Genomic DNA, 20221 nt, shown 5'->3' with positions numbered 1-20221 from the left:
GCCGCCGTGCGCGGGCCGTCCGAGGGGCGAAAACCCCCGCACCGCCGGCGCATCCACCGCTAGCGTGCGGTCCATGACGACCAACGCCGCGCACCACCTCGCCCAGGTCAACATCGCACGGCTCAAGGCTCCACTGGACTCCCCCCTGCTGCGGGACTTCACCGAGGCCCTCGACCCGGTCAACGCCACCGCCGACGGAGCCGACGGCTTCCTGTGGCGGCTGCAGAGCGATTCGGGCAACGCGACGGACGTGCCCGTGCTCGGGGACGAGTGGCTGATCATCAACATGTCGGTGTGGCGGGACCTCCCCTCGCTCACGGCGTTCATGTACACCGGCCGCCACCGGGAGCTGCTCAAGCGGCGCCACGAGTGGTTCGAGCGGATCGGCGAGGCGATGGCCGCCCTGTGGTGGGTGGCGGACGGGCACCGGCCCACCGTGGCGGAGGCCGAGGAGCGCCTGCTGCACCTGCGGGAGCACGGGCCGACGCCGTACGCGTTCGACCTGCGCACGACCTTCGATCCGCACGGCCGGAGGAACTGATCCACGGCCGGCCGGACGCGCTCGCGCGTCCGGCCGGCCGTGCGCGGGGGATTGACGGGCTTGCTGACGAGCGGTCTCATAAGAGGCGACTCAGGTGTGACCGTCAGTAACCCGACAGTGAGGTGGCCGTGCGATGACGACCGCGACCGATGCCGGACGGCTCCGGGACGCCCTCGGGCTGCTCAAGGACCGCGAACAGGTGGCCGAGCGCCTGCTCGAGTCGTCGGCCAAGCACTCCTTCGACCCCGACAAGGAGCTGGACTGGGACGCGCCCTTCGAGGAGGGCAAGTGGTTCTGGCCGCCGGAGCTGGTCTCCCTCTACGGCACCCCGCTGTGGAGGCGGATGTCCGAGGAGCAGCAAATGGACCTCGCCCGCCGCGAGGCCGCCTCGCTCGCCTCGCTCGGCGTCTGGTTCGAGATCATCCTCATCCAGCTGCTGGTGCGGCACATCTACGACAAGCCCATGGACAGCTCGCACGTGCGCTACGCCCTCACCGAGATCGAGGACGAGTGCCGGCACTCCAAGATGTTCACCCGCTTCATCTCCCGGGCGGGCGTGCGGCCGTACCCGGTCTCTCGGTTCCACCACAACCTGGCCCGGGTCCTCAAGACCGTCTCCACCACGCCCGGTTCGTTCACCGCGACCCTGCTGGGCGAGGAGGTCCTGGACTGGATGCAGCGGCTGACGTTCCCCGACGAGCGCGTCCAGCCGCTGGTGCGCGGCATCACCCGCATCCACGTCGTCGAGGAGGCCCGGCACGTGCGCTACGCGCGCGAGGAGCTGCGCCGCCAGATGGTGAGCTGTCCGCGCTGGGAGGCGGAGCTGACCCGGATCAGCTCCGGCCAGGCGGCCCGGGTGATGTCCATATCCTTCGTCAACCCACAGGTGTACACGGACGTCGGACTCGACCGCCGCGAGGCGGTCGCCCAGGTGAGGGCCAGCGGCCACCGCCGCGAGGTGATGCAGACGGGCGCGCGGCGGCTGACGGAGTTCCTGGACGAGATCGGGGTGCTGCGCGGGGCCGGCCGCAGGCTGTGGCGGAGCTCCGGGCTGCTGGCGTAGGGCGCCACGGGGCCGGGCGGTACGGGACGGACCGTGCGGACGGGACGGGGGCGCCCGGCGGCGGTTACGCTGCCCGCATGACCGCCCCGGCATACCGCAGGCTCACCGTGGAGGAGCGGCGCGACCAGCTCATCGGCGCCGCGCTGGTCCTCTTCGCGCACCGCGCCCCCGAGGACGTCTCGCTCGACGACGTGGCCGCCGCGGCCGGCGTCTCGCGCCCCCTGGTCTACCGCTACTTCCCCGGTGGCAAGCAGCAGTTGTACGAGGCCGCCCTCGGCAGCGCGGCCGAGGAGCTGCGGCGGTGCTTCGCCGAACCGCAGAGCGGTCCGCTCAGCCGCAGGCTGTCGCGGGCGCTGGACCGCTACCTCGCCTTCGTCGACGGGCACGACGCGGGGTTCGCCGCCCTGCTGAGGGGCGGCAGCGTGGCCGAGACGTCCCGGACGGACGCGATCGTGGACGGGGTGCGGCGGGCCGCGGCCGAGCAGATCCTGCTGCACCTGAGGGTGGAGCCGGGTCTGGAACCGGGCCCGCGGCTGCGGATGGCCGTCCGCACCTGGATCGCCGCGGTGGAGGCCGCCTCGCTGATCTGGCTCGACGAGGGCAAGCAGCCCTCGCTGCCCGAGCTGCGCGACTGGCTGGTGGACCACTTCCTCGCCCTGCTGGCCGCCACCGCCGCCGGTGATGCGCGGGCGGCGCGGATCGCCCGCGCCGCGCTGGCGCTGGAGCGGCCGGACGGACCGGCGGGCCGGCTGGTCCGGCAGGTGGCTCCGGTGGTCGGCGACGCCCTTCACCTGCTGTGACACTGGAGCGGTGAGAAGCGAGGAGACGGCGTTCACCGGCGGGCCGATGGACGGGCGGGTGCTGCCCGTCCTGCTCGGCCCCACGGGGCGTCCGCCGAAGTACTACGAGATCCCCGTCCCCGATCCGGCGGGCGGCCGGCCCGTCGTCCACGTCTACCGGCTGGAGGCGGTGACCGGCGGCGGGAGGTGGTCGGTGCTGCCACGCGGCTGGCGGTACGTGTACCAGCCGGAGGGCAGGCAGCGGCGCACTCCGAGGTGGCCGTGGAGCCGGCCGGGCACAGGAACCGGAGGAACCGGGGACCGCTGAGCGGGCAGCCTTCGCCGAGTTCCACACCCACGGCCCCCGGCACGGGTACGCCTTCCCCTGCGACGGCGTCACGTCCACCGGGGGGAGCGATCCGGCGGGTGCGGTGATGTGCACCGGGCGGCCCGGCGACCGGGCGCCGGCCGTCACCGTCAAGCGGCCGGTCCGAGACGCCGGCCGGGCCACCGTGCTCCACGGATCCCTACGGCGTTTGCCGCAGCCGGGGCGCCGCTGCGGAGGTGGGCCCCGGCCGCGCGTGCCACGATCGCCGCAGGGCCTTCGCGGGGAAGCCCGCGAGGCGGTGGCAGTGGCGGTGGCGGTGCGGAGCGCGGAGGTGATCCGGTGTCGAGGGTGCGGGTCCGTCTGGTGCGGGCGGTGGTGGCGGCGGTGACCGGTGCCGCCATCGCCGCGGGGCCGGGGCCGTCCGCCGCCGCTTCCCCCTCTCCCCCGCCCCCTGCCGCGGCCCCGGCGGCCGGTGACGCGCCCGTCGGCGAACTGCTGACCCGGATGCGGGACCTGTACCGGCGGGCCGAGGCCGCCGGCGAGACGCACGGCGCCGTCGAACAGGAGGTGTCCGAGCGACGCGGGAAGGTCGACCGGCTCCAGCGCGAACTGGCCGGCGTCCGCGTACGGCTGGCCGAGGCCCGCGACGAGGCCGGACGGCTGGCCCGGCAGCACTACCAAGGCTCCTCCGGAGCGCTTCCGCCCTCCCTGCGGCTGCTGTTCGGCCGTGACGAGCGGGAGGTGCGCACGGTGCTGGAGCACGGACGGGCGGTGGAGCGGGTGCTGGGCGACCGGGCGGCCGCGGCGGCCCGGCTGTCGGCCGAGGAGCGGCGGCTGGACCGGCTCGCGACCCGGGCGCGCGGCGCCCTGGACCGGCAGCTCACGCTCGCCGCCGACAGCGGGCGGCGGCGGGACGCGGCCGGGCGGCGGCTGGCGGAGGTGGAGCGGGCGCTCGCCTCGCTCGGCGACGGTGAACTGGCCGCGCTGCGCCGTGCGGAGGCGGCGCGGCGCGGCCGGTGACGGACGCCCGGCAGGGCGGCGAGAGGGCCGCTCAGGCCGAGGCCAGGCTCGCCAGGTACGCCTGCGCCTTCTCCGGGTCGAAGAACCAGTTCTCCAGGTCGGACGGGTCGCTGAAGGCATTGGCGAAGCGGTTCGCCAGCTCCTGGTGCTCCATGCCCGCGCCGATCAGCTGCAGCACGTGCTCCGGCGGCGGCGCCAGCAGCCCGTTCGACCACTTGGTGACGTGCCGGGCCGTGTCCTCCCAGAAGCGCTCGAAGGTGGCCCGCATCCACTCCTCGTCGAACGGCCTGTCCCCGTGCTCCAGGATGGAGGCCAGGTAGGAGGCGGCGCACTTGGAGGCAGTGTTGGAGCCCTGGCCGGTGATCGGGTCGTTGGCCACCACCACGTCCGCCACGCCCAGCACCGCGCCGCCCGAGGGGAGGCGGCCGATCGGCTTGCGGACGGTCGGCGCGTAGCGGCCGGCGAGCGTGCCGCCCGCGTCGGTCAGCTCGACCTTGCGGGCCCGCTCGTACTCCCACGGGGTGAAGCGCTTCATCAGCTCCAGCGTGAGGTCCAGGTGCTCGGCGGGGTCCTTGACGCCCCGGAAGACGTCCAGCGGGCCGCCGGGGATCCCCTCCCAGAACATGATGTCGCAGGCGCCGGAGACGGTGTAACCGGGGATCATGAACAGCTCGCCGACGCCCGGCACCAGATTGAAGCGCACCGCCAGCATGTCGGGGTGCTCCGGGCGCCGCTCCAGCCCGTGCACGTAGGACACCGCCAGCGCGCGCTGCGGCTTGTCGTACGGCGAGCGCGAGGCGTCGCGCTCGAACATCGTCACCAGCTCGCCCTTGCCGGCCGCGACGAGCACCAGGTCGTAGGTGCGGGCGAAGAAGTCCAGGTCGGAGACGGCCGCGCCGTGGATGACGAGCTGGCCGCCGCGCTGGGCGAAGGTCTCCAGCCAGCCGGCCATCTTCACGCGCTGGTCGATCGACTGGGCGTGGCCGTCCAGGTGGCCCACCCAGTCGATGACACGGGACCCTTCGGGGCCGACGACGGAGACGCCCAGGCCCTCGGTGCGCGGGCTCTGGTCCTCCCAGAAGTTGATCTCCAGGTCGCGCTCGTGCTGGAGGGCCTGGTCGAACATGCACTGGGTGGACATGACCCGGCCGCCGCGGATCTCGTCCGCCGTGCGGTTCGACATCACGGTGACCTCGTAGCCGTGCGACTGGAGGCCGAGCGCGAGCTGGAGACCGGACTGGCCGGCTCCGACGATGAGTATCTTCCGCATGGCGGTTCTCCCCTGGGGTGCCTGGGTGATGGGGTGCCTGGGTGTGGGGGGTTCGTGGGGCGCCGGGGCGTGGAGCGCCGGGGCGGGACCGTGAGTCGCCGGTCAGGCGGGGGTGAGGTCCAGCGCGTGGCCGACGAGCGCCGTCAGCGAGTCGACGACCGTGTCCCGCTTGCGCGCGTCCATGATGACGACGGGCACGCGGTCGGGGACGGACAGCGCCTCGCGCACGTCCTCGGCCTCGTAGTACTCCGTGCCCTCGAAGTGGTTGACGGCGACGACGTAGGGCAGGGCGCAGCTCTCGAAGTAGTCGAGCGCCGGGAAGCAGTCCTCCAGCCGCCGGGTGTCGGCCATCACCACCGCGCCGATCGCGCCGCGCGCCAGGTCGTCCCACATGAACCAGAAGCGCCGCTGGCCGGGGGTGCCGAACAGGTACAGCACCAGGTCGGCGTCGAGGGTGACGCGGCCGAAGTCCATGGCGACCGTGGTCGTGGTCTTCTCGGGGGTGGCGGTGAGGTCGTCGGTGTCCTCGCTGGCCTGGGTCATCACCGCCTCGGTGGTCAGCGGTTCGATCTCGGAGACCGAGCCGACGAAGGTCGTCTTGCCCACGCCGAAGCCTCCCGCCACCACGATCTTGACGGAGATCGGGGCGCGTCCGCGCTCCTCCTGCCAGGGCTGGAGCTTCTCGGCGCTCTGTGCCGGGTCGTTCACGGCGTCCACCACGGGTCTTTCTCGGGGTCTGCTTCGGGTCTGCTTCGGTGTCTGTGCCCGGCTTCCGCGCCGGACGGGGTGCGGGAGGGGCCGTCAGAGCCTGCGGAGTCCGCCCAGCACCCTCTCCAGCAGTGCGCGGTCGGGGCGGTCGTTGTCGTAGCCGGTGCCGTAGACCCGGATGCGCCCCTGGTCGGCGAGGTCGCTGAGCAGTACGCGCACCACGCCCAGCGGCATCCGCAGGCGGGCGGCGATCTCGGCGACCGAGCGCATCCGGCGGCACAGCTCGACGATGGCCCGCATCTCGGGCATCACCCGGTCGCGCAGGCCCCCCGAGGTCAGCTCCAGGCGTGCTTCGGGGGCCTCGATGGCGGCGACGAGGGTCTCCACCAGCAGGACGTGCCCGAAGCGGGTACGGCCGCCGGTCAGGGAGTAGGGGCGCACGCGCGCGGGTTTGCGTAGGGGCAGCGGGCTGTGGGAGGTCACTGGTCCAGCTCCATCGACGTGCGCAGTTCGGTGCGGAGTTCGGGGGTGAGGACGTGTCCGGCCCGGCCGACGAAGAGGGCCATGTGGTACGCGACGACGCTCATGTCGCAGTCGGGCGCGGCGTGGACGCCGAGCAGCGAGCCGTCGCTGATCGACATCACGAACAGGCTGCCCTCGTCCATCGCGACCATGGTCTGCTTGACGGGCCCGGCGTCCATCAGCTTGGACGCGCCCTGGGTGAGGGAGCCGAGGCCGGAGACGATGGTGGCCAGGTCGGCGCCGGAGTCCCTGGGGCCGCGCTCCGGCCGCCCGCCCGGTTCCCGGCGCGGGGCGGGGCCGTCCGCGCGCTCCCCGCCGTGCTCCCCGCGGTCCGGCCCGCCGCCGGGACCGGTGGCGCCGGGGCCGGCGGCGCCGGCGGTTCCGCCCGGTTCGGAGGAGAGCAGGAGCAGGCCGTCGGAGGACACCACGGCGACGGACCGTACGCCGGGGACCTCGTCGACCAGATTGGACAGCAGCCAGCGCAGGTTGCGTGCCTGCCTGCTGGGCGTGTGTGCGGTGGTGGGCGCGTTCACTTGCGTGCCTCCTCGACAGTGCCACCCGTGTCCGTCGCCTCCGCGCGGTCGTCCGCCGGGCCGTCGCTCCGGCCGGTGGCGACCTGCTCGGCGGCGATCTGCGCCTCCGCGTCGCGCTGGCCGTCCCTGGCGCCCTGCTGGAAGCCGCCGAGCCGTCTGCGCAGCTCCTCGGCCTTCAGCCCGCCCTTACGGGGGCGGGGGACATCGGCTCCGGTCTCCACGGTCTGCGGTGTGCGCTTGGGGAGCCCCTTGGCGGTGACGGTCCGCGGGGCGGGCGGGGTCCCGTCCTCCGGAGCGGAGGCCGGGGCGGGTTCGGGCGCCGCTTCCGGAACCGCTGCCGGTGCCTCGTCCGGGGTCCGGCTGTGCTCGCGGAGGTCCCCGGGCTCGACGTAGTACGGGCCCGCGGCCCGGACCAGGGCGTCGCGCGCGGGGTCGGCCGCGGCCTCGTCGGCCTCCGCGACACCGGTGGCGTCGGCGGCGTCGACGGCCCTGGCCGCCCGGGGAGGCGCGGTGTCCTCGGTGATCCGGGGGATCGGCGCGGTCTCGGTGACATCGGCGGGGCGGGCGGCGGCGCCGTCGGTGGCGTCCGCTCCCGTGTCCGGCGCGTCCGTCACCGCCGGGCGTGCGCGGTCGGGGCGGGGCGGCAGCGCGTTGCCGTTGGCCTCGGCGACCGTGCCCGGCAGGGGCTGCGCCGTGCCCGCGGTGGCGGTCCTGGCCCCCGCGAGGGCCCCGGGCACCGGGCGGTCGGGCAGCAGGGCGCGCGGCAGGACGGCGACCGCGGCGATGCCCCCCTGCTTCTGCTCGCGCAGCTGCACCCGTACGCCGTGCCGCGCGGCGAGCCGGGCCACCACGTACAGGCCCATGCCCAGCGCGTCGTCGTCCTCGGGGGCGGCAAATGCTCCGTCGGCCAGCTTGGCGTTGAGCTCGGCCAGCCGCTCGGGGGAGGAGCCGATGCCCTCGTCCTGGACGGAGAGCATGATCTCGCCGTTCTCCAGCATCCAGCCCGACAGCCGTACCTCGGCCTCCGGCGGCGAGAAGGCGGTGGCGTTGTCCACCAGTTCGGCGATCAGGTGGCTGATGTCGTCGGCGGCGGAGCCGGAGACCTGGGCGTGCGGCGGCAGCGTGGCGATCTCCACCCGCTCGTAGCGCTCGATCTCGCTGACCGCGGCGCGCAGCACGTCCAGCAGCGGCACCGGCTCCAGATGACCGGTGGTGTGCTCGGAGCCCGCCAGGAGGAGCAGGTTCTCGCTGTGGCGGCGCATCCGGGTGGCGAGGTGGTCGAGTTTGAACAGGGAGGCGAGCCGCTCCGGCTCCTTCTCCTCGTGCTCCATGGACTCGATCAGGGCGAGCTGCCGCTCCACCAGCCCCAGGGTCCGCAGCCCGAGGTGGACGAACGTGCCGTTGGAGGCGCCCTGGCGGCGCTCCGGGCGCTCGCCCCCGGCGTCCTTGGCGGACTCGGCGGGCCCGGCGGCGGCCCTGGCGGACTCGTGCTCGCGCAGCAGCCTCTCGTTCTCGGCCGTCAGAGCGGTCAACCGCTCGCGTACGGCCGCGAGTTCGGCGGCGAGCGGGGCGGCTCCGGCCTCGCCCGCGGAGTCGGCGGACCGCTTGGAACCGGCCGCCTCGGAGCCGGCCGCGGCCTCGGCCCGGACGGCGCGCTCGTGCAGCTCGGCGGCGGTGGCCCGCAGGCGGTTGACGGCACGTACGACATCGGCGAACTCGTCGTTGCGGCCGGTGTACGCCACCGGCTCCTCGCCCACCGGGTCGGCGGCCACCCGCTCGCCGCCGCGCCGCAGGACGGCCAGCGGCCGGGCCATCGAACGGGCGGTCTGCACGCTGATGCCCACCGCGAGCAGCAGGCAGACCCCCAGCAGGGCGGCGCGCAGCTCCAGCGCCGTGACGTCGTCGTCGCGCAGCCCCTCCAGCCTCTTCACCTCGGCGGCCGCCAGCGAGGACTCCATGCTGCGCATGCGGTCCACCCGGGCGGTCAGCGCGGACGCCACGCGGTCGGAGTTCAGGGAGCGGTCCTGGTAGTCCAGCCGCGGCTGGTCGGTGAGGCGGACCAGATAGCGCTCGGCCAGCGTCACGTCGGTGCCGGTGACGGTCCTGGCGTAAGCGTCGCGGTCGTCGGCGAGCGCGGTCTGGTCGAAGTCGGCGAGGGCGGCCTGCTCGCGCAGGTGCGCCTGCTGGGCGGCGGCGGTCAGACGCGGCTGCTCGCCCTCGCCGGCGAGCGCGGCCAGCAGCAGCCCGCGGGCGGCGGAGGCCTGCTCGACGGCGCGCCCGAGGTCGGGCAGCGCGTCGGCCGTCGCGTTCTCCGCGCGTGCGGGCAGGGCGCGGGTGGTGGCGGCGGTGATGCCGCCGAGGGACTGGATGAGCTGGGTGTACGCCTCGTACGTCTCGACGGCGCCGCTCTCTCCGGCCACGGCCTGCCGGCGGGTGTCGGGGAAGGCGTCGAGCAGCCTGCGTATGTCGGCGGGGGCGTCGGTACTCAGCTCCCGGATGGCGCGGTCCACCCGGGCGCGCTCCCGCTCCGAGAGCCCCTCGCCGTCCCCGGTGGTGCTGCCCGCGGCGATGCGGCGGACGACGGCGTCGCGCTCGTCGGCCAGGGCGTGGGAGAGCGAGACCGCGCGGCGGCCCAGGTCGGCGCGGTCGACCAGCCGCTGGGAGTCGGTCAGATCGCGCGAGGCCGTGGCCACCGAGGGCGCGCCCGCGGCGAGTACGGCGGCGGCGCACAGGACGACGGAGGCGAGGAGTCTGTTGCGCACCCGCGCCCGGCGCCCGGCGGGGGGCGGTGCGGAGGCCGTGCCGTCCTGGAGGTCCTGCCGGCTGCTCCGGTGTCGCTTCTTCCCCACCCGTGCTCGCAATCTCGTTCCGCGGTCCCGGACCAGTCCGGGACGCGACAGTCCAATGTGTGCGGCAGGGGACCGTATCCCGTCCGTTCACGGCTGCCCGCGGCGGCCGACGTTTCCATCGTCGCGGCGGGTGCGGAGGCGGTCCCCCTGCCGGGCCACTCGAAGGAGTGAACATCACGGGGGAGTTGCCGAACAACTCCGATGCCGCGACCGGTTCGGCCACACACCGGTCAGGGGTTGGAAATCCGCCCGGCCTTTTGGCAATATTCGCGCCCACCGTTTCACGGACACTCTGATTCCGGTAGAACTCCGGCGAAGAACCCGCAGGTCGTGACAGTGGTTCAGACCTGTATTCCGCTCCCCCCGCCCGCCCTGCCGGCGGCGTCCGCCCCGCGCTTCCCCTCCGGCCCCTCCGGCACACTGGCGCGCATGCGGATCGAGATGGCGAGCGAACCCGGCAGCCCCCAGGTCCCCAACGAGGACTACGCGTCGGTAGCCCTACCTGCGGCGGGAAGGGGCGGGACGCTGGTGGTGCTGGACGGCGTGACCCCGCCCCCGGACGACACCGGGTGCGCGCACGACGTGCCGTGGTACGTGGCCCGGCTGGGCGGGGCGCTGCTCGAACTGTCCGGTTCGCGCCGGGATATGACGCTCGGGGAGTGCCTCGCCTCCGCCATCGGCCGGACCGCCTCCTCCCACGGCCCGGGGTGTGACCTTTCTCACTCCCGAACCCCGCAGGCGACGGTGGTGCTGGTCCGCTGGGACGACTCGGCCGTCGAGCATCTGGTGCTCTCGGACTCGGCGCTGCTGGTGGAGGGCACGGACGGATCGGTGACGCCCGTCCTCGATTCCCGGCTGGACGGGCTGCGGCCCGCCGCGCGGGCGCTGCCGCCGGCCGAACGGGCCGCGTATCTGGAGTCCCTGCGCAACGCCGAGGGCGGCTTCTTCACCGCGGCGGCCGACCCGGCGGTGGCCGGACGCGCGGTGGTGGGCTCGGCGCCCCGCGAACGGGTGCGCGCGCTGGCCGCGCTGAGCGACGGCGTCACGCGCTGGACCGACACCTTCCGCCTGGGCGACTGGACCGCGCTGATGGCGGTGCTCCGCAAGGAGGGACCCCGGTCGCTGATCGGGCGGGTGCGCACCGCCGAGTCGGCCGACCGCGCCGGCGCGGCCTTCCCGCGAGGCAAGGCGCACGACGACGCGACGGCCGTGCTGGTGGAGTTCTAGGGCCGCGTCAGCCGGGGTGAACCCCGGCTGACGCGGCTCCGGGCGCCCGGGGCGCCCGTTCCGGCCCGCCCGCTCAGACCGCGACCGGCAGGTCCGCCTCGGCCGGGGCCAGGGCCAGTTCCAGCACCCGGCGGACGTCCGAGACCGGGTGGACCTCCAGCTTGCGCAGCACCTCCTCGGGCACGTCGTCCAGGTCCGGCTCGTTCCGCTCGGGGATGACCACCGTGGTGATCCCGGCGCGGTGGGCGGCCAGCAGCTTCTGCTTCACCCCGCCGACCGGCAGGACGCGGCCGGTCAGCGACACCTCACCGGTCATCGCCACGTCCGGGCGGACCCGGCGGCCCGACAGCAGCGAGGCCAGCGCGGTCGTCATGGTGACGCCCGCGCTCGGCCCGTCCTTGGGCACCGCGCCCGCCGGGACGTGGAGGTGGACGCCGCGGTCCTTCAGGTCGCCCACCGGCAGCTCCAGTTCGGCGCCCCGCGAGCGCAGGTAGGACAGGGCGATGTGCGCGGACTCCCTCATCACCTCGCCCAGCTGCCCGGTCAGCGTCAGGCCGGAGCCGCCCGTCTCCGGATCGGCCAGCGACGCCTCGACGTGGAGGACGTCCCCGCCCGCGCCGGTGACGGCCAGCCCGGTGGCCACGCCGGGGACGGCCGTGCGCCGCCCGGCCGGGTCCTGGGCGGACTCCGGGGTGTGGTGCGGGCGGCCGACCAGGGCGCGCAGATCGTCCGCGCCGACCGTGAACGGCAGCTCGCGCTCGCCCAGTTCGTGCTGGGCCGCGACCTTGCGCAGCAGCCGCGCCACGGACCGCTCCAGGTCGCGCACCCCCGCCTCGCGGGTGTACTCGCCCGCGAGCCTGCGCAGCGCGTCCTCCTCAAGCGCCACCTCGCCGGCCTCCAGCCCGGCGCGCTCGCGCTGGCGGGGCACCAGGTGGTCGCGGGCGATGACGACCTTCTCGTCCTCGGTGTAGCCGTCCAGCCGCACCAGCTCCATGCGGTCCAGCAGGGGCTGGGGGATGGACTCCAGGACGTTGGCGGTGGCCAGGAACACCACGTCGGACAGGTCGAGTTCGACCTCCAGGTAGTGGTCGCGGAAGGTGTGGTTCTGCGCGGGGTCCAGCACCTCCAGCAGGGCGGCGGCCGGATCGCCGCGGAAGTCGCTGCCGACCTTGTCGATCTCGTCGAGCAGCACGACCGGGTTCATCGAGCCGGCCTCCTTGACGGCCCGCACGATCCGGCCCGGCATCGCGCCGACGTAGGTGCGGCGGTGGCCGCGGATCTCGGCCTCGTCGCGCACCCCGCCGAGCGCGACGCGGACGAACTTCCGCCCCATCGCCCTGGCCACGGATTCCCCCAGGGAGGTCTTGCCGACTCCGGGCGGCCCGACCAGGGCCAGCACCGCCCCGCCCCGGCGTCCCCCCACCACGCCCATGCCCCGTTCGGCCCGGCGCTTGCGGACGGCCAGGTACTCGGTGATGCGCTCCTTGACGTCCTCCAGGCCGGCGTGGTCGGCGTCCAGGACGGCGCGGGCGCCGACGATGTCGTAGGCGTCCTCGGTCCGCTCGTTCCACGGCATCTCCAGGACGGTGTCCAGCCAGGTGCGGATCCAGCCGCTCTCGGGGCTCTGCTCGGGGGCGCGCTCCAGGCGGTCGGCCTCCTTCAGGGCGGCCTCGCGGACCCTGGGCGGCAGGTCGGCCGCCTCCACCCGGGCACGGTAGTCGTCGCCCTCGCCGTCCGCCTGTCCGCTCAGCTCGGCCAGTTCCTTGCGGACGGCCTCCAGCTGACGGCGGAGCAGGAACTCGCGCTGCTGTCTGTCCACCCCCTCCTGGACGTCCTTGGCGATGGCCTCGGCGACGTCCTGTTCGGCGAGGTGGTCGCGCAGCCAGGTGACGGCCAGTCTCAGCCGCTCCACCGGGTCGGTGGTCTCCAGCAGTCTGACGCGCTGCCCGGAGCCCAGGAACGGGCTGTAGCCGGAGTTGTCGGCGAGCTGCCCGGGGTCGTCGATCTGCTGGACGCGGTCCACGACCTGCCAGGCGCCGCGCCTGCGCAGCCAGCTGGTGGCCAGCGCCTTGTACTCCCTGACGAGTTCGGCGACGGCGCCGGGCAGCGGATCGGGGACCCTCTCCTCGATCTCGGTGCCCTCCACCCACAGGGCGGCGCCCGGCCCGGTGGTGCCCGCGCCGATCCGGACCCGGCTCACGCCCCGGATCAGGGCGCCGGGGTCGCCGTCGGCCAGCCGGCCGACCTGCTCCACGCGGCCGAGCACCCCGATGCCCGCGTAGGAGCCGTCGACGCGCGGCACGAGCAGCACCTGCGGCTTCTCCCCCTTGCCGTCCTTGCCGTCCTTGCCGTCCTTGCCGTCGGGGCCGCCGGGGCCGGCCGCGGCGTCTCCCGCGGCGGACTGGGCGGCCTCCACCGCGGCCCGCACCTCGGTGTCGGACAGGTCCAGCGGCACCACCATCCCGGGCAGCACCACCTCGTCGTCGAGCGGCAGCACGGGCAGGGTGAGCGTTGCGGGCGACAGAGCCATGATCTCTCCCTCGGCAGACAAGTTGAGCTGAAGCGACTCAATGCCTGTTCAATGTCCGGGAGGCGCTCCGTGTTCCCCGTCTCGTGTTCGCTGCGAGCGATCACCGCGCTCACCGGCCAGCCCACCCCGCTCCGCCCGTCACCGGCAGGATGGCCGGTATGACGGCCGACACGCAGAACCCGCGCTCCCCGCACCCCGCGTACGAGACGGCGGCCGGCCACGGGGCCGGCGCCCCCCGCGTCCTGGACCGCCGCGACGGTCCCCACGGCGAGGTGGTGCTGCGGCGGCACGGTGAGCTGTTCCAGATCATCGCCAACGGCTGCTTCCTGATGGACACCTCCGACGGCCGCTCCGAGCGCCTGCTGGTGCGGGCCGCGCTCCGGGAGCTGGACACCGGCGGCGGCCGGCCCTCCCCGGCCGTGCTGATCGGCGGGCTGGGCGTCGGCTTCTCGCTGGCCGAGGCGGCGGCCGAGTCGCGCTGGGGTCGGATCACGGTGGTCGAGCGTGAGGAGGCGGTGATCGACTGGCACCGCGACGGCCCGCTCGGCGAGATCTCCTCCGGCGCGCTGGCCGACCCCCGGGTGCGGGTCGTCCGCGACGACCTCCTGGCGCACCTGAACGGCGGCGGCCCCGGCGGCGGCGAACCGTACGACGCACTGTGCCTGGACGTCGACAACGGCCCCGACTGGACGGTCACCGAGGACAACGGCTCGCTCTACACCCCCGCCGGGCTCGCCGCCTGCGCCCGGCGGCTCACCCCGGGCGGGGTGCTGGCCGTGTGGTCCGCGCAGCCGTCCCGGGCGTTCGGCGAAGCGCTCCGGAATGCCGGGTTCACACGGGTGCGCACCGAAGAGGTGCCCGTCGCCCGAGGCGTCCCGGACGTGGTCCACCTCGCCACCCGACCGGCGTAGCGCGGCGCACACGTGCCGTTTACGCTCTAGCGAGGAACCGAGCGGTAGGGCGAGACGTATGGACCACAGGAACACCACGCAGTCCCACGGCGGCACCGCCGCCGCGGCGGCCACCCCGGGCGCCCAGCGCCGGATTCTGGTCGTGGAGGACGACCCGACCATCACCGAGGCGGTCGCTGCCCGGCTGCGCGCCGAGGGCTTCCAGGTCCGCACCGCCGGGGACGGCCCGGCGGCGGTGGAGGCGGCCGAGGTGTGGCAGCCCGACCTGCTGGTGCTGGACGTGATGCTGCCGGGCTTCGACGGCCTGGAGGTCTGCCGCCGGGTGCAGGCGCAGCGGCCGGTTCCGGTGCTGATGCTCACCGCCCGGGACGACGAGACCGACATGCTGGTCGGCCTGGGGGTCGGCGCGGACGACTACATGACCAAGCCCTTCTCCATGCGGGAGCTGGTCGCGCGCGCCCACGTCCTGCTGCGCCGCGTGGAGCGGGCCACGATCGCCGCGTCCTCCCCCCGCTCGGGCACGCTGCGGCTGGGCGAGCTGGAGATCGACAACGCCCAGCGCCGGGTGCGGGTGTCCGGCCGGGACGTCCACCTCACCCCGACCGAGTTCGACCTGCTGGTCTGCCTGGCCAACTCCCCCCGCGCGGTGCTCTCGCGCGAGCAGCTCCTGGCCGAGGTGTGGGACTGGGCGGACGCCTCGGGCACACGTACGGTCGACAGCCACATCAAGGCGCTGCGCCGGAAGATCGGCGCGGAGCGGATACGCACCGTCCACGGCGTCGGCTACGCGCTGGAGGCGCCCGCCCCGGCCCCCGACTGGGCATGAGCGAGGCGGGCGCGGGCCGCCGCCGGCGCTCCCTGTGGAACCGGTTCTGGGAGAGCGTGCGTCCCGTGGACCCGTTCCGCTCCGTGAAGGCCGCGCTGGGCGCGCTGGTGATCGTCACGGTGGCCATCACCACCCTGCTGACCATCGTCGCGGTCCACTCGGCCATCGAGCTGCGGGTGATCGCCCTGCTCGCGGTGATCGCCTCGCTGGTGGTCACCCAGTTCGTGGCGCACGGGCTGGCCGCGCCGCTGGACGAGATGACGGACGCCGCACGCTGGATGGCCCGCGGCGACTACAGCCGGCGGGTCCGCGTCGACCGCCGCGACGAGCTGGGCGAGCTGGCCGGGACCTTCAACCGCATGGCCGCCGATCTGGAGGCCGCCGACCGGCACCGCAAGGAGCTGGTGGCCAACGTCTCGCACGAGCTGCGTACCCCGATCGCGGCGCTGCGCGCGGTGCTGGAGAACGTGGTGGACGGGGTCTCCGAGGCCGATCCGGCGACGATGGACATCGCGCTGCGGCAGACCGAGCGCCTGGGCCGCCTGGTGGAGCACCTGCTGGATCTGTCCAGGCTCGACAACGGCGTGGTGCCGCTGCACTCGCGCCGCTTCGAGGTGTGGCCCTATCTGGCGGGCGTGCTCAAGGAGGCCAACATGACCAAGGGGCAGGGGCACTCCCGCACCGACGTCCACCTCCATCTGGAGGTGACCCCCTCGGACATGGTCGCGTACGCCGACACCGAGCGGCTGCACCAGGTGGTCGCCAACCTGATCGACAACGCCGTCAAGCACAGCCCGCCCCACGGCCGGGTGACGGTGCGGGCACGTCCCGGCCGGGCCCCGCTGAGCCTGGAGCTGGAGGTGCTGGACGAGGGCCCGGGCATCCCGGAGGCGGACCGCGCCAGGGTCTTCGAGCGCTTCGGCCGCTCCGCCTCGGCCGAGGGCGGCGACGGCGGCACGGGGCTGGGGCTGGCCATCGCGCGCTGGGCGGTGGATCTGCACGGCGGGCGGATCGGGGTGGCCGAATCCCCGAGCGGCTGCCGGATCCTCGTCACCCTTCCCGGCGATACGTCCGGACTGGAGTTGACGTAGGCTCGAAGCAGTCGCGAGGTGAGGGAGCGAGGCAGGGACCACTCCCTGGGCCGCTCCTTCCCTGAAGCAGTCGAACCATGTTCGTTTCCCGCCGAAGAAAGCGCCGAAACGCACCTGTGGATGTGACTTAGGCGACGCAAACACCATGCCGACTGCACCGAACGGCGCAGGGAGCGTAGCCTTTATTTCTGCTGTCCACCCACACAGGTAAGCGGAAGAGGGCGGTTGCCGCCGTGTCGCCACAGGCCCCCAAGACTTCGAGTTCTCCCAGGACCGAACAGGACGGGCAGGGCAAGAGTCCTGCCGCCGGTTTCGGTGCCAACGAGTGGCTCGTCGACGAGATCTACCAGCAGTACCTCCAGGACCCGAACTCAGTGGACCGGGCCTGGTGGGACTTCTTCGCCGACTACAAGCCGGGACAGGCCGCCGGAGGTGCCGCGGCCCCCAGCGCGTCGAAGCCCGCGGGTGAGCCCCCGGCGTCACAGGCCTCTCAGCCGCGGCAGACGGCGCCCGCCGCGAAGGCCCCCGCGGCCGAGCCCGCTCCCCCGAAGAGCGAGCCCGCCGCCAAGGCCGCGCCCCCCAAGAGCGAGCCCGCCGCCAAGCCCGCGCCCGCCGGGAGCGGGGACGGCCAGGCGGCCGGACCGGAGTACGTGCCGCTGCGCGGCCCGTCCGCCGCGGTCGCCCGGAACATGAACGCCTCGCTGGAGCTGCCCACCGCCACGTCGGTGCGCGCGATCCCGGTGAAGCTGCTCATCGACAACCGCATCGTCATCAACAACCACCTCAAGCGCGCCCGCGGCGGCAAGGTGTCCTTCACGCACCTCATCGGCTACGCCATGGTGCAGGCGCTCAAGGCGATGCCGTCGATGAACCACTCGTACACCGAGAAGGACGGCAAGCCGACGCTGGTCAAGCCCGACCACGTCAACCTCGGCCTGGCCATCGACCTGGTCAAGCCCAACGGTGACCGCCAGCTCGTGGTGGCCGCCATCAAGAAGGCCGAGACGCTGACCTTCTTCGAGTTCTGGCAGGCCTACGAGGACATCGTGCGCCGCGCCCGGAACAACAAGCTGACGATGGAGGACTTCTCCGGCGTCACCGCGTCGCTGACCAACCCCGGCGGCATCGGCACCGTCCACTCGGTGCCGCGTCTGATGCCCGGCCAGGGCCTGATCATCGGCGTCGGCGCGATGGAGTACCCGGCGGAGTTCCAGGGCACCTCGCAGGACACCCTGAACAAGCTGGGCGTCTCCAAGGTCATGACGCTGACCAGCACCTACGACCACCGTGTGATCCAGGGCGCCGCCTCCGGCGAGTTCCTGCGGATCATGCACCAGCTGCTGCTCGGCGAGAACGACTTCTACGACGAGATCTTCAAGGCGCTGCGCATCCCCTACGAGCCGGTGCGCTGGCTGCGCGACATCGACGTCTCCCACGACGACGACGTCACCAAGGCCGCCCGTGTCTTCGACCTGATCCACTCCTACCGGGTCCGCGGCCACGTCATGGCCGACACCGACCCGCTGGAGTACAAGCAGCGCAAGCACCCCGACCTGGACATCACCGAGCACGGGCTCACCCTGTGGGACCTGGAGCGGGAGTTCGCGGTCGGCGGCTTCGCCGGCAAGTCCCTGATGAAGCTGCGCGACATCCTGGGCGTGCTGCGCGACTCGTACTGCCGCACCACCGGCATCGAGTACATGCACATCCAGGACCCCAAGCAGCGCAAGTGGATCCAGGACCGCGTCGAGCGTCCGCACTCCTCGCTGGAGCGCGACGAGCAGCTGCGCATCCTGCGCAGGCTGAACGCCGCCGAGGCGTTCGAGGTCTTCCTGCAGACCAAGTACGTGGGCCAGAAGCGCTTCTCGCTGGAGGGCGGCGAGTCCGTCATCCCGATGCTGGACGCCGTGCTCGACGCCGCCGCCGAGGCGCGTCTGGACGAGGTCGTCGTCGGCATGGCCCACCGCGGCCGCCTCAACGTGCTGGCCAACATCGTGGGCAAGTCCTACGCCCAGATCTTCCGCGAGTTCGAGGGCAACCTCGACCCGAAGTCGATGCACGGCTCCGGCGACGTGAAGTACCACCTGGGCGCCGAGGGCACCTTCACCGGCCTGGACGGCGAGGAGATCAAGGTCTCCCTCACCGCCAACCCCTCCCACCTGGAGGCCGTGGACCCGGTGGTGGAGGGCGTGGCCCGCGCCAAGCAGGACATCATCGGCAAGGGCGGCACGGACTTCACCGTCCTGCCCGTCCAGCTCCACGGCGACGCGGCCTTCGCGGGCCAGGGCGTGGTGGCCGAGACGCTGAACATGTCGCAGCTGCGCGGCTACCGCACCGGCGGCACCGTGCACGTGGTGATCAACAACCAGGTCGGCTTCACCGCCCCGCCGGAGTCGGCGCGCTCCTCGATGTACGCCACGGACGTGGCCCGGATGATCGAGGCGCCGGTCTTCCACGTCAACGGCGACGACCCGGAGGCCTGCGTCCGCGTGGCGCGGCTGGCCTTCGAGTTCCGCCAGGCGTTCAACAAGGACGTGGTGATCGACCTCATCTGCTACCGCCGCCGCGGTCACAACGAGGCCGACAACCCGCACTTCACCCAGCCGGTGATGTACAACCTGATCGACAAGAAGCGCTCGGTGCGCAAGCTCTACACCGAGTCGCTGATCGGCCGGGGCGACATCACGCTGGAGGAGGCCGAGCAGGCGCTCCAGGACTTCCAGGGGCAGCTGGAGAAGGTCTTCACCGAGGTCCGCGACGCCACCAGCCAGCCGGCTCCGGCGGAGGTTCCGGCCCCGCAGGCGGAGTTCCCGGTCTCGGTGGACACCGGCGTCAGCGCGGAGGTCCTCAAGCGGATCGCCGAGTCCCAGGTCAACATCCCCGAGCGGATCACCGTCCACCCCAGGCTGCTGCCGCAGCTCCAGCGCCGCGCGGCGATGGTGGAGGAGGACAGGATCGACTGGGCGATGGGCGAGACGCTCGCCGTCGGCTCGCTGCTGATGGAGGGCACCCCCGTCCGGCTGGCCGGCCAGGACTCCCGCCGCGGCACCTTCGGCCAGCGCCACGCGGTGCTGGTGGACCGGGAGACCGGCGAGGACTACACCCCGCTGCTGTACCTGTCCGAGGAGCAGGCCCGCTTCAACGTCTACGACTCGCTGCTGAGCGAGTACGCGGCGATGGGCTTCGAGTACGGCTACTCCCTGGCCCGCCCCGAGGCGCTGGTGATGTGGGAGGCGCAGTTCGGCGACTTCGTCAACGGCGCGCAGACGGTCGTGGACGAGTTCATCTCCTCGGCCGAGCAGAAGTGGGGCCAGACCTCCGGCGTCACGCTGCTGCTGCCGCACGGCTACGAGGGCCAGGGCCCGGACCACTCCTCGGCCCGGATCGAGCGCTTCCTCCAGCTGTGCGCGCAGAACAGCATGACGGTCGCGGCGCCGACCCTGCCGTCGAACTACTTCCACCTGCTGCGCTGGCAGGTGCACAACCCGCACCACAAGCCGCTGATCGTCTTCACCCCGAAGTCGATGCTCCGGCTCAAGGCGGCGACCTCGAAGGCGGCGGAGTTCACCTCCGGCGGCTTCCGCCCGGTCATCGGCGACTCCTCGGTGGACCCGGCCCAGGTGCGCAAGGTCGTCTTCTGCTCCGGCAAGGTCTACTACGACCTCGCCGCCGAGCGGAGCAAGCGGGGCGTGACCGACACCGCGATCATCCGGCTGGAGCGGCTGTACCCGCTGCCCAGCAAGGAGATCCAGGCCGAGATGGCCCGTTACTCCGGCGCCTCGACGATCGTGTGGGCGCAGGAGGAGCCGGCGAACCAGGGCGCGTGGCCGTTCATCGCGCTCAACCTGGTGGACCACCTCGACCTGTTCATCGGCTCGGGGAAGGCCCCGAACGCGGACCGGCTGCGCCGGGTCTCGCGTCCGTCGTCCTCCTCTCCGGCGGTGGGCTCGGCCAAGCGCCACCAGGCCGAGCAGCAGCAGCTGGTCAACGAGGTCTTCGACCTCTGAGGCTCTGAGGCTCTGA

At 73.4% G+C, this 20221-nt stretch carries 16 protein-coding genes; 10 read left to right on the top strand and 6 right to left on the bottom strand.

Features of this window, described 5'->3' with window-relative positions:
• Positions 1-73: 73 nt before the first annotated feature.
• The 5 genes from CUT83_RS10690 to CUT83_RS10670 all read left to right on the top strand — a co-directional run bounded on the left by CUT83_RS10690 (position 74) and on the right by CUT83_RS10670 (position 3731).
• The gene (locus tag CUT83_RS10690; RefSeq protein WP_101255623.1) at positions 74-541 is read left to right on the top strand and encodes a DUF3291 domain-containing protein; all 468 of its coding nucleotides are present in this window, start codon (positions 74-76) and stop codon (positions 539-541) included.
• Between the two features lie 133 nt (positions 542-674).
• Positions 675-1604 (top strand): AurF N-oxygenase family protein, encoded by a 930-nt coding sequence (locus CUT83_RS10685; protein ID WP_101255622.1) that lies wholly within the window; start codon positions 675-677, stop codon positions 1602-1604.
• 77 nt (positions 1605-1681) lie between these two features.
• A complete protein-coding gene (locus CUT83_RS10680) occupies positions 1682-2404 on the top strand; it encodes a TetR/AcrR family transcriptional regulator (protein WP_101255621.1) in 723 nt (240 codons plus the stop codon).
• A gap of 10 nt (positions 2405-2414) precedes the next feature.
• Positions 2415-2711, top strand: coding sequence for a DUF8847 domain-containing protein (locus tag CUT83_RS10675; protein ID WP_101255620.1), 297 nt, complete (start codon positions 2415-2417; stop codon positions 2709-2711).
• Between the two features lie 339 nt (positions 2712-3050).
• A complete protein-coding gene (locus CUT83_RS10670) occupies positions 3051-3731 on the top strand; it encodes a coiled-coil domain-containing protein (protein ID WP_143688526.1) in 681 nt (226 codons plus the stop codon).
• A gap of 31 nt (positions 3732-3762) precedes the next feature.
• Here the strand turns inward: CUT83_RS10670 and CUT83_RS10665 are convergent, their stop codons facing one another.
• The 5 genes from CUT83_RS10665 to CUT83_RS10645 all read right to left on the bottom strand — a co-directional run bounded on the left by CUT83_RS10665 (position 3763) and on the right by CUT83_RS10645 (position 9613).
• A complete protein-coding gene (locus CUT83_RS10665) occupies positions 3763-5001 on the bottom strand; it encodes a styrene monooxygenase/indole monooxygenase family protein (protein WP_101255618.1) in 1239 nt (412 codons plus the stop codon).
• Between the two features lie 102 nt (positions 5002-5103).
• Entirely contained in the window at positions 5104-5721 is a 618-nt protein-coding gene (locus tag CUT83_RS10660; RefSeq protein ID WP_101255617.1) for a GTP-binding protein, read from the bottom strand.
• An 81-nt stretch (positions 5722-5802) separates the two neighbouring features.
• Entirely contained in the window at positions 5803-6192 is a 390-nt protein-coding gene (locus CUT83_RS10655; RefSeq protein WP_101255616.1) for a DUF742 domain-containing protein, read from the bottom strand.
• The gene (locus CUT83_RS10650; RefSeq protein WP_101255615.1) at positions 6189-6764 is read right to left on the bottom strand and encodes a roadblock/LC7 domain-containing protein; all 576 of its coding nucleotides are present in this window, start codon (positions 6762-6764) and stop codon (positions 6189-6191) included. The genes CUT83_RS10655 and CUT83_RS10650 overlap by 4 nt, the downstream gene beginning before the upstream one ends.
• Positions 6761-9613: a sensor histidine kinase gene (locus tag CUT83_RS10645; RefSeq protein WP_101255614.1), complete on the bottom strand. Its 2853-nt coding sequence runs from the start codon at positions 9611-9613 to the stop codon at positions 6761-6763. The genes CUT83_RS10650 and CUT83_RS10645 overlap by 4 nt, the downstream gene beginning before the upstream one ends.
• Before the next feature lie 429 nt (positions 9614-10042).
• On the opposite strand from CUT83_RS10645, the gene CUT83_RS10640 reads away from it, so the two are divergent.
• On the top strand, positions 10043-10840 hold the full coding sequence (locus CUT83_RS10640; protein WP_101255691.1) for a hypothetical protein: 798 nt from the start codon (positions 10043-10045) through the stop codon (positions 10838-10840).
• Positions 10841-10913: 73 nt separating this feature from the next.
• On the opposite strand, the gene lon is transcribed toward CUT83_RS10640, so the two are convergent.
• On the bottom strand, positions 10914-13370 hold the full coding sequence (lon, locus tag CUT83_RS10635) for an endopeptidase La (RefSeq protein WP_101255613.1): 2457 nt from the start codon (positions 13368-13370) through the stop codon (positions 10914-10916).
• Positions 13371-13528: 158 nt separating this feature from the next.
• Between lon and CUT83_RS10630 the strand changes: the two genes are divergently transcribed.
• From CUT83_RS10630 to CUT83_RS10615, 4 genes are all read left to right on the top strand, one after another.
• Positions 13529-14281, top strand: a complete 753-nt coding sequence (locus tag CUT83_RS10630; RefSeq protein WP_240957926.1) for a spermidine synthase family protein — start codon at positions 13529-13531, stop codon at positions 14279-14281.
• A 58-nt stretch (positions 14282-14339) separates the two neighbouring features.
• A complete protein-coding gene (locus CUT83_RS10625; RefSeq protein ID WP_101255612.1) occupies positions 14340-15107 on the top strand; it encodes a response regulator transcription factor in 768 nt (255 codons plus the stop codon).
• Positions 15104-16198, top strand: a complete 1095-nt coding sequence (locus CUT83_RS10620; RefSeq protein ID WP_101255611.1) for a HAMP domain-containing sensor histidine kinase — start codon at positions 15104-15106, stop codon at positions 16196-16198. The genes CUT83_RS10625 and CUT83_RS10620 overlap by 4 nt, the downstream gene beginning before the upstream one ends.
• Positions 16199-16431: 233 nt before the next feature.
• The gene (locus CUT83_RS10615; RefSeq protein WP_101255610.1) at positions 16432-20205 is read left to right on the top strand and encodes a multifunctional oxoglutarate decarboxylase/oxoglutarate dehydrogenase thiamine pyrophosphate-binding subunit/dihydrolipoyllysine-residue succinyltransferase subunit; all 3774 of its coding nucleotides are present in this window, start codon (positions 16432-16434) and stop codon (positions 20203-20205) included.
• Positions 20206-20221: the final 16 nt, after the last annotated feature.

The organism is Streptomyces barkulensis, from assembly GCF_002843305.1.
GTDB classification, from domain to species: Bacteria; Actinomycetota; Actinomycetes; order Streptomycetales; family Streptomycetaceae; genus Streptomyces; species Streptomyces barkulensis.
Note: the sequence above shows the minus strand (reverse complement) of the source record. Positions and strands in the feature narration are given on the sequence as shown.